The sequence below is a fragment of the Bartonella sp. MR110HLJHH genome (genome assembly GCF_042194225.1).
GTDB classification, from domain to species: domain Bacteria; phylum Pseudomonadota; class Alphaproteobacteria; order Rhizobiales; family Rhizobiaceae; genus Bartonella; species Bartonella grahamii.
Genome location: NZ_JBHIMQ010000004.1, coordinates 1 through 13,846, shown reverse-complemented (window position 1 = coordinate 13,846; position 13,846 = coordinate 1). Strand labels below are relative to the sequence as shown.

Here is a 13,846-nt window from a genome sequence, read left to right as displayed (position 1 = left end):
TGAAATTCATCTTGCTTCAATGATAGAGCAAGATTATGCTCTATTTAAAATTTATAAAAGGCGATTATTAAAAAAATAAAAGCGAATATTATAGGGAGTTTATCATGCTCAAGGGAGCTATAACTGCGCTTATTACACCGTTTGATAATAAGGGCGCAATTGATGAGAAGGCGTTTTGTGATTTTATTGAATGGCAGATTACACAAGGGATTAATGGTGTAAGCCCAGTTGGGACAACCGGTGAATCAGCAACGTTAAGTCATGAAGAACATAAGCGGATTATAGAATTGTGTGTTGAGCAGGTCGCAAAGCGTGTTCCTGTTGTTGCTGGAGCGGGATCAAATAGCACAAGTGAGGCTGTAGAGCTTGCACAATACGCGCAAAAAGCTGGTGCAGATGCAGTTTTGGTTGTCACTCCCTATTATAATAGACCAAATCAATCTGGTTTATACAAACATTTTTCTTCCATTGCCAAAGCTGTTTCTATTCCGATTATAATTTATAATATTCCTGGTCGTTCTGTTATCGATATGGCTGTGGAAACGATGAAAGACCTTTATCAAGATTTTAAAAATATCATTGGTGTAAAAGATGCAACGAGCAGAATTGAACGCGTTAGTGAACAACGTGAAAAGTGTGGGAAGGATTTTGTACAGCTTTCCGGTGATGATTGTACAGCGTTAGGTTTTAATGCACATGGAGGTATGGGGTGTATTTCAGTTTCCTCCAATGTTGCTCCAAAGCTGTGTGCAGAGCTTCAAGCTGCTTGTTTTCGTGGTGATTATAAAACAGCACGAGAATTAAATGATCGCTTGATGCCTCTTAATCGTGCTGTATTTATTGAGCCTAGTCCAGCGGGTATTAAATATGCTGCTGCAAAATTAGGATTTTGTGGTGATACTGTGCGTTCTCCGATTGTTCCATTAACAGAAAGAACAAAGAAGATTATTGATGTAGCCCTCAGTCATGCTGGTATTTTAAAAGCATAAAATGATATTGACAAAGCCATGAATAAAAAAAAGAACGCGCCCGTACGGAAAATAATTGCTGACAATCGTAAAGCACGTTTTAATTTTGAAATCCTTAATAATCTCGAGGCCGGTCTTGTCCTTCAGGGAGCGGAAGTAAAGTCCTTGCGTTCTAATCATGCCAATATTGCTGAAAGCTATGCGAGTTTTGAGAATGGGGAATTATGGTTAGTAAACAGCTATATTCCTGAATATACGCAGGCTAATCGTTTTAATCATGAACCGCGACGTTTGCGCAAGTTATTACTTTCAAAACGTGAGATGGCACGTTTTTTTAATGCAACGTCTCGTGAAGGAATGACACTTGTTCCTCTTAAACTTTATTTTAATGAACGAGGGCGTGTTAAGTTGGAGATTGCTCTAGCGCGGGGAAAAAAGCTTCATGATAAGCGCGAAACGGAAAAAAAACGCGATTGGGGACGTGAAAAAGCAAGACTTTTAAAAAGATATGGATGACGGATGCGATTTAGATATCCTTTATTTATAGCGCTGGTTTAAAACAGTTTTAGCATTGATCTAAGTATGTTTTTGCTGCTTGAAAAATTTGGTGAAACATGGCGTCTGTCAAGCGTCCAGTATTTGTATTATAACGAGAACAGTGATAGCTCGAAAAGATGCGTAATCTGCCGATGTTATGAATTTCGCCGTGTCCAAAAGGGTGAGCTAAAACTTTTGCATTAAGGGCACGTATCGTTGAATGGTGCGCAATGGTGCCTAAGGTAATAACGGCTTTAAGTTTGGGAAGATTTGTTAAAAGAGGTGAGAAGAAATAGCGGCACGTGTTAATTTCTGCACCGGTGGGTTTATTTTCTGGGGGAACACAACGAACAGAGTTGACGATTGCTGCATCAATCAGCTCAAGAGTATCGTCTGCTCTTTCTTCAAAGGTTCCTTGGGCAAAACCAAATTTTTTTAAAGTTGAATAAAGTAAGTGCCCAGCATAATCACCAGTGAATGGACGTCCAGTTCGATTTGCTCCGCGTAATCCAGGAGCAAGCCCGACAATAAGAAGGCGCGTTGTGTCTGCTCCTTTATAAGGAAAGAAGGGGCGCACCGGTGCGTTATACCAACTTGGTTCTTTGATACGCCAGTCAGCGATAAACTGATGGAGCCTAGGACATAAATTGCAATTTTGGGGTGGTTCTGGGCAAAGCGATGTTAATTGGCTATTCGTGGTGTTAGGCATCAATCATTTTTTCTATTTTTTTGAGTCTTTGTATAGCGTATATGACGGGTTATGTTTTGATAAACAATCTATAATGAATATAAATAAAGTTTAATATAAACTTATTGCTAATTATTATGTACAGAGAGGTAATCTTTCAGTAATTTATTTGATGAATAAGAGTACAATACACATGATGTTCAAAGAAAAAAAGTTCTCTCTTTAAATAAAGATATTATCATAAAAAGTATGCATAAGGCTGTCGTTATTGCAAAGGATTTTAAACAGCTGGTGTTCCTTTTAAAAGGATGAAGACTCCAGACAAGTATTTTGTCAAGAAAGACCTCCCCTTGTTTGAAGCCAATCTATTGGAATGCTTTTAAGAGCAGCTTTGATAACGAGCATGAATAGGTTATACATTTTTATAAATTTTCCAAGAATTTTCTTAAATAAGTTCTTTAATCAAAAAATATAAAAGTTTGTGTTGTTTTTCTTGTGTTTTATTTTGATTATTGTATATACTCCTCTATCCGCTATTAAATTTTTTTATTTGAGAAAGAGGCATAAATGGCCCGCGTAACGGTAGAAGATTGTATTGATAAAGTTGACAACCGCTTTGAATTGGTACTTTTAGCAGGTCATCGGGCGCGTCAGATTTCACAAGGAGCGCAGATTACGGTTGATCGTGATAATGATAAAAATCCAGTTGTTGCTTTGCGTGAAATAGCAGAAGAAACATTGTCGCCTGCTGATTTAAAGGAAGACCTTATTCATTCGCTGCAAAAGCATGTGGAAGTAGATGAGCCAGAAATGGCAAGTGAATTTATTACCCATTCAGGTGAAGCTGAAAGTGTTTTTAATACGTCGTCGCAAGAAGAAGGTACTTCATTTGATCATATGTCAGAGGAAGAGCTTTTAGCGGGTATTGAGGGTTTGGTTGTTCCAGAAAAAAGTGACGATTATTAATTGCGGCATTTTATATTACAGGAGTAAAGATATTATATTACAGGAGTAAAGATACCTTGTCTGTAAGGAGCAGTTATTTTTCTTGTCTTTTATTGATAAGACGTGTTCAATAAGGATTAGGGGTGTGAAAAGATAAAGGATATGCTCGTATGATGCGTCAGTGTGAGCTTGTTGGACGTGTTCAACGTTACAAGTCTGACGTAGATGAGGCTCTTTTAAACAGGGCCTATGATTATGCAATGAGAAAGCATGCACATCAAAAGCGTGCTTCAGGTGATCTTTATTTTTCTCATCCTTTAGAAGTTGCTGCTATTTTGACAGATATGCGGTTGGATGAGGCGACGATTGCTGTTGCTCTTTTGCATGATACAATTGAAGATACAAGCGCTACACGAGCAGAAATTGATCAGCTTTTTGGTTCTGAAATTGGGAAGTTGGTTGAAGGACTTACAAAGCTTAATAAGCTTGATCTTGTATCAAAGAAAGCCGTACAGGCAGAAAATCTTCGTAAGCTTCTTATTGCCATCTCTGATGATGTTCGTGTTCTTTTAGTCAAACTTGCTGATCGTCTTCATAATATGCGCACCCTTGGTGTTATGCGTGATGATAAACGTCGGCGAATTGCTGAGGAGACGATGGATATTTATGCGCCGCTTGCTGGTCGTATGGGTATGCAAGATATGCGCGAGGAATTAGAGGATCTTTCTTTCTTTTATTTAAATCCAGAAGGTTATCGTACGATTACCAATCGTCTTTCTGAGTTATCAAAACGCAATCGTGATTTGCTTTCCACAATTGAAAACGAGTTGACAAAACTTTTTTTCGAGCATGGCATTAAAGCGAATGTTAAAAGCCGTCAGAAAAAATCGTATTCCGTCTTTCGCAAAATGGAAAGCAAGGCGCTTTCTTTTGAACAATTATCCGATATTTTTGGATTTCGTGTGATTGTTGAAACAGTGCATGATTGTTATCGCGCTCTTGGTGTCATTCATACGACGTGGCCAATGGTTCCTGGTCGTTTTAAAGATTATATTTCTATACCAAAGCAGAATGATTATCGTTCCATTCATACAACGATTGTGGGACCATCGCGACAACGTGTTGAATTGCAGATTAGAACTGCTGCTATGGATGAAATTGCTGAATATGGCGTTGCGGCACATTCCATTTATAAAGAGCAAGGTTCTAATTATTCGGCTTCGAGGTTATCAAATGAAACAAATGCGTATGCATGGTTGCGTCAAACGATTCAATCTTTGTCAGATGGAGATAATCCGGAAGAATTTTTAGAACACACAAAGCTTGAGCTTTTTCAAGACCAAGTTTTTTGTTTTACGCCGAAAGGTCGATTAATTGCTTTTCCTAAAGGAGCTACGCCTATTGATTTTGCTTATGCCGTCCATACAGACATCGGTGATTCTTGTGTGGGTGTAAAAATCAATGGTCGTATTATGCCTTTAATGACCAAATTAAAAAATGGTGATGAGGTTGATATTATTCGTTCACACGCTCAAATTCCGCCAGCTGCATGGGAATTTCTTGTTGTCACAGGTAAAGCACGTTCAGCTATTCGACGAGCAAGTCGTGCCGCGGTACGTAAACAATATTCGGGTTTAGGATATCGTATTCTCGAGCGTTCATTTGAATATATGGGAAAACAATTTTCAAAAGACGTTTTGAAGAAAGTTTTGCCACGTTTAGCACGTAAAGATGTAGAGGATGTATTGGCTGCTGTTGGGCGTGGAGAGCTGTTTTCCGCTGATGTGATTAAAGCGGTTTATCCTGATTATCAAGATCACCGTGTGGTACAAAAGTCATCTTTTAAGCCTGGGGAAGAAGGTTGGTTTAATATTGAGAATGCTCAAGGTATGATTTTTAAAGTTCCAGAAAATGAAAAAAATGCAATGGTCGAGAATCATCAATCTAAAGCATTGCCTATTAGAGGAACCCGTGGAGATATACCCGTACGTTTTTCACCGGAAGGAGCAGTACCTGGAGATCGGATTGTTGGTATTATGCAGCCCGGAGCTGGGATCGTTATTTATCCAATACAGTCTTCAGCTTTGATGGCATATGATGATCAGCCAGAACGATGGATTGATGTCCGCTGGGATATTGATGCCCAAATGAATGAACGTTTTCCTGCACGGATAAATATTTTGGTTGTAAATAGTCCTGGCTCTTTGGCTGAAATTACACAAATAATTTCTGCTAACGATGCCAATATCCAAAATTTATCTTTTATCCGTACAGCACCGGATTTTACAGAAATTATGATTGATTTGGAAGTGTGGGATTTAAAACATTTGAATCGTATTTTTTCTCAGTTAAAAGAGGCAGGTTCAGTAAGTACAGTACGGCGGGTTCATGGATAAAAAGAAAGATTTTGCAATGAATACACAAGATGTCATTGATATTTTTAAACAAGCAGATGCTATTCTAGAAGGGCATTTTATTTTAACATCGGGGCGCCATAGTGCGACTTATATGCAAAAAGCGAAAGTATTCATGCATGCTGACTTGACGGAAAAGTTATGTCGTGGATTGGCTGAAAAAATCAAAAAATCTATCGAGGGAAAAATTGATTATGTTGTTGGTCCCGCAATTGGCGGCCTTATTCCTTCCTATGAAACTTCACGTCACCTTGGTGTTCCTTCTCTTTGGGTAGAGCGTGTAAATGGCATCTTTGAATTGCGTCGTTTTGAAATCAAGAAGGGTGCACGGGTTGTTATTGTCGAAGATATTGTGACAACGGGTCTTTCCATTCGTGAGACTATTGAGGCGCTTGTTGCAGCAGGAGCAGAGGTATTGGCCAGTGCATGTATCCTTGATCGTTCTGGTGGTAAGGTCAATGTTGGAGTTCCATTGATTGCGCTTGCTGAATATGAGATAACCTCTTATACTAGTGATGCACTTCCTGCAGAGCTTTCTGTTCTTCCAGCGATTAAACCAGGCAGTCGAAATATTTAATTGTCGTTCTATTTTTTTTGTGCAAAAGCTTAAAAAGATTAATTTGGATGATATAAATTATTTCATCATCAAAAGATGTATATTGAGAGTCATATGCTTTTTCGTAGTCGAGAACCAATAGATTTTGTAACGCGTATTCGACTTTGGTTATGGCCACGTCGTTCATTTTCTCGCTCATTTTGCTACATACATAAACGTATTTTGCGTATATCAGCAACACCGCATGAAGTAGCATTAGGGGTTGCTGTTGGCATTTTTTTAGCTTGTTCCCCTTTCTTTGGGTTGCATATTATTTTGGCAATATTTTTTTCTTGGCTTTTGCGTGCAAACTTTGCTGCCGCAATCATTGGGACGATTTTTTCTAATCCACTCACATTTTTATTGATTGTCATGGCTGATTATAAAGTAGGGTATTTTTGTTTATCACTTTTTAGCGATGTCAAAGAGATTTCTCTTTCGCAAATTCGTGCTCTATTTAATGGTTTGACATTGTCAAATCTCTCTCTCCTCTTTAAAGGCGCATGGGACACAATTATGAGTCCTATGATTTTAGGTGGAACTCTTTTAGGTATTGTTTTTGGTGGTTTATCTTATATAGGTGTTTACAGAGCAACGGTTCGTTTTAAACAAAAGCGATATCAAAAGATTATAAAAAAAAGGCTTTTAAAGAAGCGTTCATCGGAAGAAAGATCGGGTAATACCGTATGATTGTTGGTCTTGGAAATGATCTGGTTGATATACGACGTATTGAGAAAATGTTGGTTCGCTATGGTGAGCGTTTTACCCAACGTATTTTTACGGATATTGAAAGGAATAGATCCGAAAATCTCAAAAAAAGCTCCTCTTCCTATGCAAAAAGATTTGCTGCTAAAGAAGCATGCGCTAAAGCCTTAGGAACGGGAATCGCTTGTGGTATCAATTGGAAAGACATGGGGGTCGTTAATTTGCCATCTGGTAAACCAATAATGCAATTAACAAATCGTGCGCAAGTGCAACTTCAAAAGTTATTACCTCCTCATCATGATGCAGTTATTCATCTTAGCATAACAGATGATTTTCCTTGGGCACAGGCATTTATTATTATCGAAGCACTTCCACGTGGATAGATGGTGTGAGAGATTGTGCTTTTGTTATTTGAATATTATGATGAAATAAATTATATCTGTGATGAGAAGGCAGTTGGTGATGATCCAAAAAGATAAAGTGCATAAAAAAGAAAAAAAAGGCGGGGTTCGTGAATTTATTTCTGTTTTAGTACAGGCTCTGCTTTTAGCGGCGGTTATTCGGACACTTTTTTTCCAGCCTTTTAGTATTCCGTCCGGTTCAATGCGTCCTACTTTGTTGGTGGGAGATTATCTGTTTGTTTCTAAGTATGCATATGGGTATTCTCGTTTTTCCATCCCCTTTTCTCCTCCTCTTTTTTCTGGACGGATTTGGGCATCTCAACCTCAACGTGGAGATGTGGTCGTTTTTCGCTTACCAAGTAATCCGAAGATTGATTATATAAAACGCGTTGTTGGGCTACCAGGTGATCGTATACAAGTCCGTCAAAGTGTTCTTTATATTAATGATGAGGCTGTTTCACGTCACTTTATGGGGGAGATTGATAATTCTGATATAACAGAGGTTAACTATCCTGTTGAGGTTTATCGCGAGACAATGCCTAACGGTGTTAGTTATGATACACTTGATTTAGCTTTCATCCCGAAAGTTGATGATACAAAAGTTTTTGAAGTTCCTCAAGGACATTACTTTATGATGGGAGATAACCGCGACAATTCAGATGATAGTCGTTTAGATGTAGGCTATGTTCCAGAAGAAAATCTTATTGGTCGCGCGAGCGTGATTTTCTTTTCTATCAGTAACGGTTCAAGTGCTTGGCAGGTTTGGCGCTGGCCATTTGATGTGCGTTGGAAGCGTTTGTTTTCTTTCATAAATACGGTTCATGATTTGCCGCTTATCAAGCAAGGAAACAACGATGAAACGTCTAATGATTGATCAGCTTTTCAAGCTGACGGGGCATCGTTTTAAAGATGAAGAGAGGTTAAAGAAGGCATTAACACACTCGAGTGTACAAGATTCGGAACAGGGGAATTATGAACGACTAGAGTTTCTAGGGGATCGGGTTTTAGGGCTTTTGATTGCAGAAATGCTGTATCAACTTTTTCCTCAGGCAAGTGAAGGTGAATTATCAGTCCGTTTGAATCATCTGGTTAATGCGCAGACATGTGCTGATATTGCGCGTGAAATGAGGCTGCCTGATATGATCCGTGTTGGTTTTGAGATGAAAAATTTCGAGGGGCGTCGACTCATCAATATGCATGCAGATGTCGTGGAAGCTTTGATTGCCGTGATATATCTCGATGGAGGATTGGAAAGCGTTCGCCCTTTTATTCAAAAATATTGGCACGGTCGGGCAAAGAAAATGGATGCTGGTCGGCGTGATGCCAAGACCGAATTACAGGAATGGGCGCATATCCAAGGCAATGCACAACCACATTATCAGGTTATAAAACGTTCAGGTCCAGATCACGATCCTGTTTTTATGGTAGAGGTAAGTATTTCTGGGTTTGCTTCAGAGATTGGGCAGGGAAGTTCCAAAAGATATGCCGAAAGAATGGCAGCTGAAAAAATTTTGCGACGAGAGGGTGTATGGAAAACAGTGGGAAAAAATGATCATGAGTGACGTTATGAAAACGCGTTCTGGGTTTGTTGTACTTATTGGGATGCCTAATGCCGGTAAATCGACATTGGTTAATCAATTGGTTGGAACAAAGGTTTCGATTGTAACGCATAAGGTACAAACAACACGAACTTTAATCCGCGGTATTGTCATTCATGATGATGTGCAAATTGTGTTGGTCGATACACCGGGTGTTTTTCGTCCCCATAAGCGCTTAGAACGTGCCATGGTCTCTGCTGCTTGGGGAGGGGCTAAGAGCGCGGATGTTCTGCTCGTTTTAATTGACGCTCAAAGTGGTCTTTCGGATGAAGTTGATATGATGTTAGATATTGTAAACAACATGAAACAAGAAAAAGTTCTTGTTCTTAATAAGGTTGATACAGTTGTTAAATCATCTCTTCTAGCGTTAACCACTAAAATAAATGAACGTGTAAAGTTTGCGCAAACATTTATGATTTCTGCTCTAAACGGTTCTGGTTGCAAGGATTTACTTCATGCGTTGAGTAATATGATGCAGGAGGGACCATGGTATTATCCGGAAGATCAAATTTCCGATATGCCCATGCGTCATCTTGCTGCTGAAATTACGCGTGAAAAACTTTTTCTTCGTCTTCATGATGAACTTCCTTATTCCTCAACGGTTGAAACAGAAAACTGGGAAGAGCGTTCAGATGGTTCCGTTAAAATTAATCAAGTTATTTATGTCGAGCGTGAGAGTCAGAAAAAAATTGTCTTAGGAGCAAAAGGCGATACAATTAAAGCGATTGGTCAAGCAGCACGTAAAGAACTCATGGAAATTATGGATCAAAAGGTTCATCTTTTTCTCTTTGTGAAAGTGCGCGATAATTGGGATACCGATCCAGAACGTTATCGCGAAATGGGATTGGATTTTTTAAAATAAGATTTTTTAAAATAATTAAAGTAAAATGAAGTGGAAAGAACAAGCTGTTATTCTTGGTACACGCCAATACGGTGAAACAAGTGTTATTCTTGAGGTTATGACACGTGAACATGGTCGTTATATGGGAGTGGTAAAAGGGGGGCGATCACGTCGTATGGCAGCTCTTCTTCAACCTGGAAATTTTGTGGAGGCTGAATGGTGGGCTCGTTTAGAAGAACATTTGGGACTTTTTCGGCTTGAAGCTCTTGATCTACATGCGGCACGATTAATCTGTCTACCAGAAGCACTTTATGCTTTGCAATTGATAGCTTTTCATTTGCGGCTTCTTCCCGAACGTGATCCGCACCCCGTTTTATATGATATTTTACACCTTTTTATGCAGAATTTTGATGAACCATTTGTAAATGCAGAATTGCTTGTACGTTTTGAAATGCGGCTTCTTGAAGAACTTGGTTTTGGTCTTGATTTATCTTGTTGTGCTGCAACAGGTCGTCAGGAAAGGCTTCATTACGTATCACCAAAATCTGGACGGGCTGTCTGTGAAGAAGCAGGGGAACCTTGGAAAAAAAAGCTTCTCATTCTACCACAGTTTCTTGTGCAAAGAACGACTCGTCCTACTGATTTTAGTGACATAATAAATGGTTTTATACTGACGGGTTTTTTTCTTATGCGTCATGTCTGGGAGCCACGAGATATAAAGCAGCCGTCAGTGCGCATGAATTTGATACAATTGTTTGAGCGCCAATTTGGTATACAAGCATTAATTTGTTGATCTGATGATAATTGAATGGGAAAATGAAAGTTTTAAAGACAATTGCTGAAGTCCGCCAATATACTTCAGAGGAACGACGTTTAGGTTTTTCGATTGGTTTTGTTCCAACAATGGGGGCATTGCATGATGGTCATCTTGCATTAGTACAGTATGCAAGAGCAATGTGTGATCGCGTATTGGTTTCTATTTTTGTCAATCCAAAGCAATTTGGACCTCATGAAGATTTTTCTCAATATCCAAGAGATTTGAAGGGCGATTGTGCTTTGTTAAAAGAAGCAGGTGTTGAATGTGTTTTTGCCCCTTCTGTAGATGAAATGTGGCCACTGGGAAATGATACAATTGTGCAAGTGAAAAAATTATCACGTATTTTGATGGGAAAATTACGTCCAGGGCACTTTTGTGGTGTGACAAGCGTTGTTGCTAAACTTTTTAACATTGTCCAACCAGATAAGGCTTTTTTTGGGGAAAAGGATTTTCAACAAATTTTAATTATTCGGCGTATGGTTGAAGATTTGGCTTTTCCTATTGAAATTGTTGGAGTTCCTATTCTACGGGAGTCAGATGGTGTAGCTTGTTCTTCACGCAATCAGTTTTTAACATTAGAAGATCGTAAAGCTGCCAAAATTATTCCTGAAAGTGGGAAAGCAGCTGAAAAGCTTTACCATGAAGGTGAACGGTCGGTTGATAAATTATGCAAAACTGTTCGTGATATTTTACAACAAGAAACGCGTGCAATCATTGAAGCAATAGATTTACGGGATATGGAAACTTTATGCGTGATTAAAGGAACATTGAATAAACCAGCAGTTTTACTTCTTACTGTTCGCTTTGGAGAGGTAAGGCTGATTGATCAATATATATTGCAAGAGAAGGGCGGAAAATGAGTGTACATAAAACCGTAAAGCGTATAACATCTTCCGAAATACGTACAAGAAAGGGACAACAGCCAATTGTTTCTTTAACAGCTTATCAAGCTTATACTGCGCGGATTGCTGATCCATATTGCGATATCCTTTTGGTTGGTGATAGCGTTGGTATGGTTGTGTATGGATTTGAGACAACGCTTCCTGTTAATTTAGATATGATGATTTTACACGGACAAGCCGTGGTGCGTGGATCTCAAAAAGCTCTTGTGGTTATTGATATGCCTTTTGGCTCTTATGAGGAAAGTCCAGAGCAAGCTTTTTTAAATGCATCGCGTATTCTTGCTCAAACGGGGTGTGGTGCAGTTAAGCTTGAAGGTGGTGTTTATATAGCGGAAACAATTGATTTTTTGTGTAAACGTGGCATTCCAGTGATGGGGCACATCGGTCTTACACCCCAGGCGGTGAATCGTTTTGGTGGTTTCAAAACACAAGGACGAAAACAGAGTGATTGGCAAAGAATTGAAGCCGATGGGGCTGCAATTGAGGAGGCCGGTGCTTTTGCTATTGTTTTAGAAGGGATTGTCGAACCTTTAGCAGTAAAACTGACAGAAAAGCTTTCTATCCCTACGATCGGTATTGGTGCATCCAATCAGTGCGATGGACAAGTATTGGTTATGGAAGATATGTTGGGCTATGGTGCTCATGTGCCAAAATTTGTACGCCGTTATGGAGACTTTGAACAAGCCATGGAAACTGCAATAAAGAATTATGCAGAGGATGTCACCTCTCGTGCTTTCCCAGCGGATAATGAAGTTTATAAACTAAAATAAACTTCAGTTTAAGATGAAAAGTTTGACAAGGGAACATTTGTTGTTTTGATAATGAAAGTGCATTATTTCATATATTTTGTATGCAATTTGAGCTGTGCTTTTTTTTTAAGAAAGCTTTCTTAAGGAACTCAACTCCTATTTCGCGACGGCGTCTGTGAATGGTATATAAAAAGCAAGTAAAATAAAATAGTTATGTCTAATATGGGGGAATAGGTGAATCTTGATTCTATTGAGTTTTTTTGCCTCTATCCCTCATCTTTTTGGAGCTTTTTTATAGCTTCAAGAGCTAGTCTTTTACGATCTGCGCTCTTTGTGTAAAGAGATGCCATAGCATCATTTGTCCAGCCAAAAATTGCTTTGAGTTGTGATACTGTTGCACCAGAGTTAGCTGCGCGTGTTGCTGCTAATTTTCTTAATCCATGCGCCGATTTTTTAATGCCAGCCGCATTACAAGCGTCTCTAAATGTATCGCCAAAGCTTTCTTTGGAGAGTTTTTGATTAGTTTTACTACAGATGAATGTTTCTACTCCAATAGGACCAGCTTCAAGCGTTTTGGCTAATTCCGGTAAAATAGGTAGAAAGACATCTGTTTGGAATTTACTTTTCTCTGTCTTAAGATGAATGATATTATCTTTCACATCTTTCCAACCAATTCGTACCGCATCACCACGACGCAAGCCCGTATATAAAAGAACATCAATCCAAACGCGTTCATGGGTACCATGGGACCATCTTTGATAATATTTCTCAACATCTTCTTCTGTCCAAATAGGAAAGCCGCTTTTATTTTTAAGAGGAGGTTTTTTGACGCCTAAAGTTGGATTATTTTCCAAAAGACCTTGATCAATTGCCCAATTAAAAAGTCCATTAAGGGCTTTCAGAAAGTTTCTAGCCATTGCTGGTGTTTCTTTGCGCCGTTCAACACCGGCTATGATATGTTTCTTTTCAATTGCTTGGTATGGAATATTTCCTATGGAGTCGCATATCTTCATAAGAATGTATTCTTTTTGTTTCTTTGTAGTATTAGAGTAGCTATGCCAATTAGAGCTGTTAAAGTATTGTTTAAGCAGCCATGCAAATGAACCTTCAACAAGTTTACCGGTTTTGGATTTAGGAAGTATAAGTCCTTGTAACTCGGCAAGTGCGCTTTTGTAGTTATCAACAAACTCTTGCGTTCCATAGGTACCGCGTATTCTAATGCGTTTGCCATGACCAATACGTACATACCATACAATTTTGCCATGTTGAGTAATTTGTTTGACAAGATGAGGAGGGCGTGGTTTTGGCATAATCAATTTTACATCTTAGAGAGCGCGGTTTCGTAATATTCATTCTTTGACAAATCTAAAAGTTTGTCTGGATGCGCTGCTGAATTTGGTAGTGGAATATCGGATTTGAGATAGATAAGCAGTTCACCGGTAGGTTTGATTTCTACGAGTTCACAACCTTGTTTTTTAGCTTCTCTTAAAGCGCGTGCAATGGCTGGTTGCGTTATAGCAGCTGGACGAGGCGCCATATCTTTTCTCCTTACATTGAGATGCAATTCACGTGTGGCGTGAATCACGCTTGTGTTGAAAGTTGTTAGGAAGGGTGGGGGTGCTCGTAGATATGCGGGGAACAAAACACCCCCATAAGGTTAAGCAGCTTTTGTTGAGAGTTGTTGTA

16 protein-coding genes are annotated in these 13,846 nt (G+C 39.1%); 13 read left to right on the top strand and 3 right to left on the bottom strand.

The window, feature by feature from the left end:
- Positions 1 to 104: 104 nt before the first annotated feature.
- Entirely contained in the window at positions 105 to 989 is an 885-nt protein-coding gene (dapA, locus tag ACFIKB_RS03830; RefSeq protein WP_375635693.1) for a 4-hydroxy-tetrahydrodipicolinate synthase, read from the top strand.
- 18 nt (positions 990 to 1,007) lie between these two features.
- A complete protein-coding gene (smpB, locus tag ACFIKB_RS03825) occupies positions 1,008 to 1,484 on the top strand; it encodes an SsrA-binding protein SmpB (RefSeq protein WP_012231306.1) in 477 nt (158 codons plus the stop codon).
- A gap of 49 nt (positions 1,485 to 1,533) precedes the next feature.
- On the opposite strand, the gene ACFIKB_RS03820 is transcribed toward smpB, so the two are convergent.
- Complete coding sequence (locus ACFIKB_RS03820) at positions 1,534 to 2,214, bottom strand: uracil-DNA glycosylase (RefSeq protein WP_375635834.1); 681 nt, start codon at positions 2,212 to 2,214, stop codon at positions 1,534 to 1,536.
- 546 nt (positions 2,215 to 2,760) lie between these two features.
- Between ACFIKB_RS03820 and rpoZ the strand changes: the two genes are divergently transcribed.
- The 11 genes from rpoZ to panB all read left to right on the top strand — a co-directional run bounded on the left by rpoZ (position 2,761) and on the right by panB (position 12,181).
- Positions 2,761 to 3,159: a DNA-directed RNA polymerase subunit omega gene (rpoZ, locus tag ACFIKB_RS03815; protein ID WP_273791104.1), complete on the top strand. Its 399-nt coding sequence runs from the start codon at positions 2,761 to 2,763 to the stop codon at positions 3,157 to 3,159.
- Between the two features lie 149 nt (positions 3,160 to 3,308).
- The gene (locus ACFIKB_RS03810; RefSeq protein WP_375635692.1) at positions 3,309 to 5,534 is read left to right on the top strand and encodes a RelA/SpoT family protein; all 2,226 of its coding nucleotides are present in this window, start codon (positions 3,309 to 3,311) and stop codon (positions 5,532 to 5,534) included.
- A gap of 16 nt (positions 5,535 to 5,550) precedes the next feature.
- Positions 5,551 to 6,129, top strand: coding sequence for an orotate phosphoribosyltransferase (pyrE, locus tag ACFIKB_RS03805; RefSeq protein ID WP_375619471.1), 579 nt, complete (start codon positions 5,551 to 5,553; stop codon positions 6,127 to 6,129).
- 93 nt (positions 6,130 to 6,222) lie between these two features.
- Entirely contained in the window at positions 6,223 to 6,837 is a 615-nt protein-coding gene (locus ACFIKB_RS03800; RefSeq protein ID WP_375652863.1) for a DUF2062 domain-containing protein, read from the top strand.
- On the top strand, positions 6,834 to 7,235 hold the full coding sequence (acpS, locus tag ACFIKB_RS03795) for a holo-ACP synthase (RefSeq protein ID WP_375635690.1): 402 nt from the start codon (positions 6,834 to 6,836) through the stop codon (positions 7,233 to 7,235). Before ACFIKB_RS03800 ends, acpS begins: the two co-directional genes overlap by 4 nt.
- Before the next feature lie 79 nt (positions 7,236 to 7,314).
- Positions 7,315 to 8,127 carry a signal peptidase I gene (gene lepB / locus ACFIKB_RS03790; RefSeq protein WP_375635832.1) on the top strand — a complete coding sequence of 271 codons (813 nt, stop codon included), beginning with the start codon at positions 7,315 to 7,317 and terminating at the stop codon, positions 8,125 to 8,127.
- Positions 8,108 to 8,815, top strand: a complete 708-nt coding sequence (rnc, locus tag ACFIKB_RS03785; RefSeq protein ID WP_375644889.1) for a ribonuclease III — start codon at positions 8,108 to 8,110, stop codon at positions 8,813 to 8,815. The genes lepB and rnc overlap by 20 nt, the downstream gene beginning before the upstream one ends.
- Positions 8,808 to 9,713, top strand: coding sequence for a GTPase Era (era, locus tag ACFIKB_RS03780; protein ID WP_012754937.1), 906 nt, complete (start codon positions 8,808 to 8,810; stop codon positions 9,711 to 9,713). Before rnc ends, era begins: the two co-directional genes overlap by 8 nt.
- 25 nt (positions 9,714 to 9,738) lie before the next feature.
- On the top strand, positions 9,739 to 10,485 hold the full coding sequence (gene recO / locus ACFIKB_RS03775) for a DNA repair protein RecO (RefSeq protein WP_375652862.1): 747 nt from the start codon (positions 9,739 to 9,741) through the stop codon (positions 10,483 to 10,485).
- 23 nt (positions 10,486 to 10,508) lie between these two features.
- Positions 10,509 to 11,369, top strand: a complete 861-nt coding sequence (gene panC / locus ACFIKB_RS03770) for a pantoate--beta-alanine ligase (protein WP_375652861.1) — start codon at positions 10,509 to 10,511, stop codon at positions 11,367 to 11,369.
- Positions 11,366 to 12,181, top strand: coding sequence for a 3-methyl-2-oxobutanoate hydroxymethyltransferase (gene panB / locus ACFIKB_RS03765; RefSeq protein WP_375644890.1), 816 nt, complete (start codon positions 11,366 to 11,368; stop codon positions 12,179 to 12,181). Before panC ends, panB begins: the two co-directional genes overlap by 4 nt.
- Before the next feature lie 245 nt (positions 12,182 to 12,426).
- On the opposite strand, the gene ACFIKB_RS03760 is transcribed toward panB, so the two are convergent.
- Positions 12,427 to 13,470 (bottom strand): tyrosine-type recombinase/integrase, encoded by a 1,044-nt coding sequence (locus tag ACFIKB_RS03760; protein WP_375635686.1) that lies wholly within the window; start codon positions 13,468 to 13,470, stop codon positions 12,427 to 12,429.
- A gap of 8 nt (positions 13,471 to 13,478) precedes the next feature.
- On the bottom strand, positions 13,479 to 13,697 hold the full coding sequence (locus ACFIKB_RS03755; protein WP_273723922.1) for a hypothetical protein: 219 nt from the start codon (positions 13,695 to 13,697) through the stop codon (positions 13,479 to 13,481).
- Between the last annotated feature and the right edge of the window lie 149 nt (positions 13,698 to 13,846).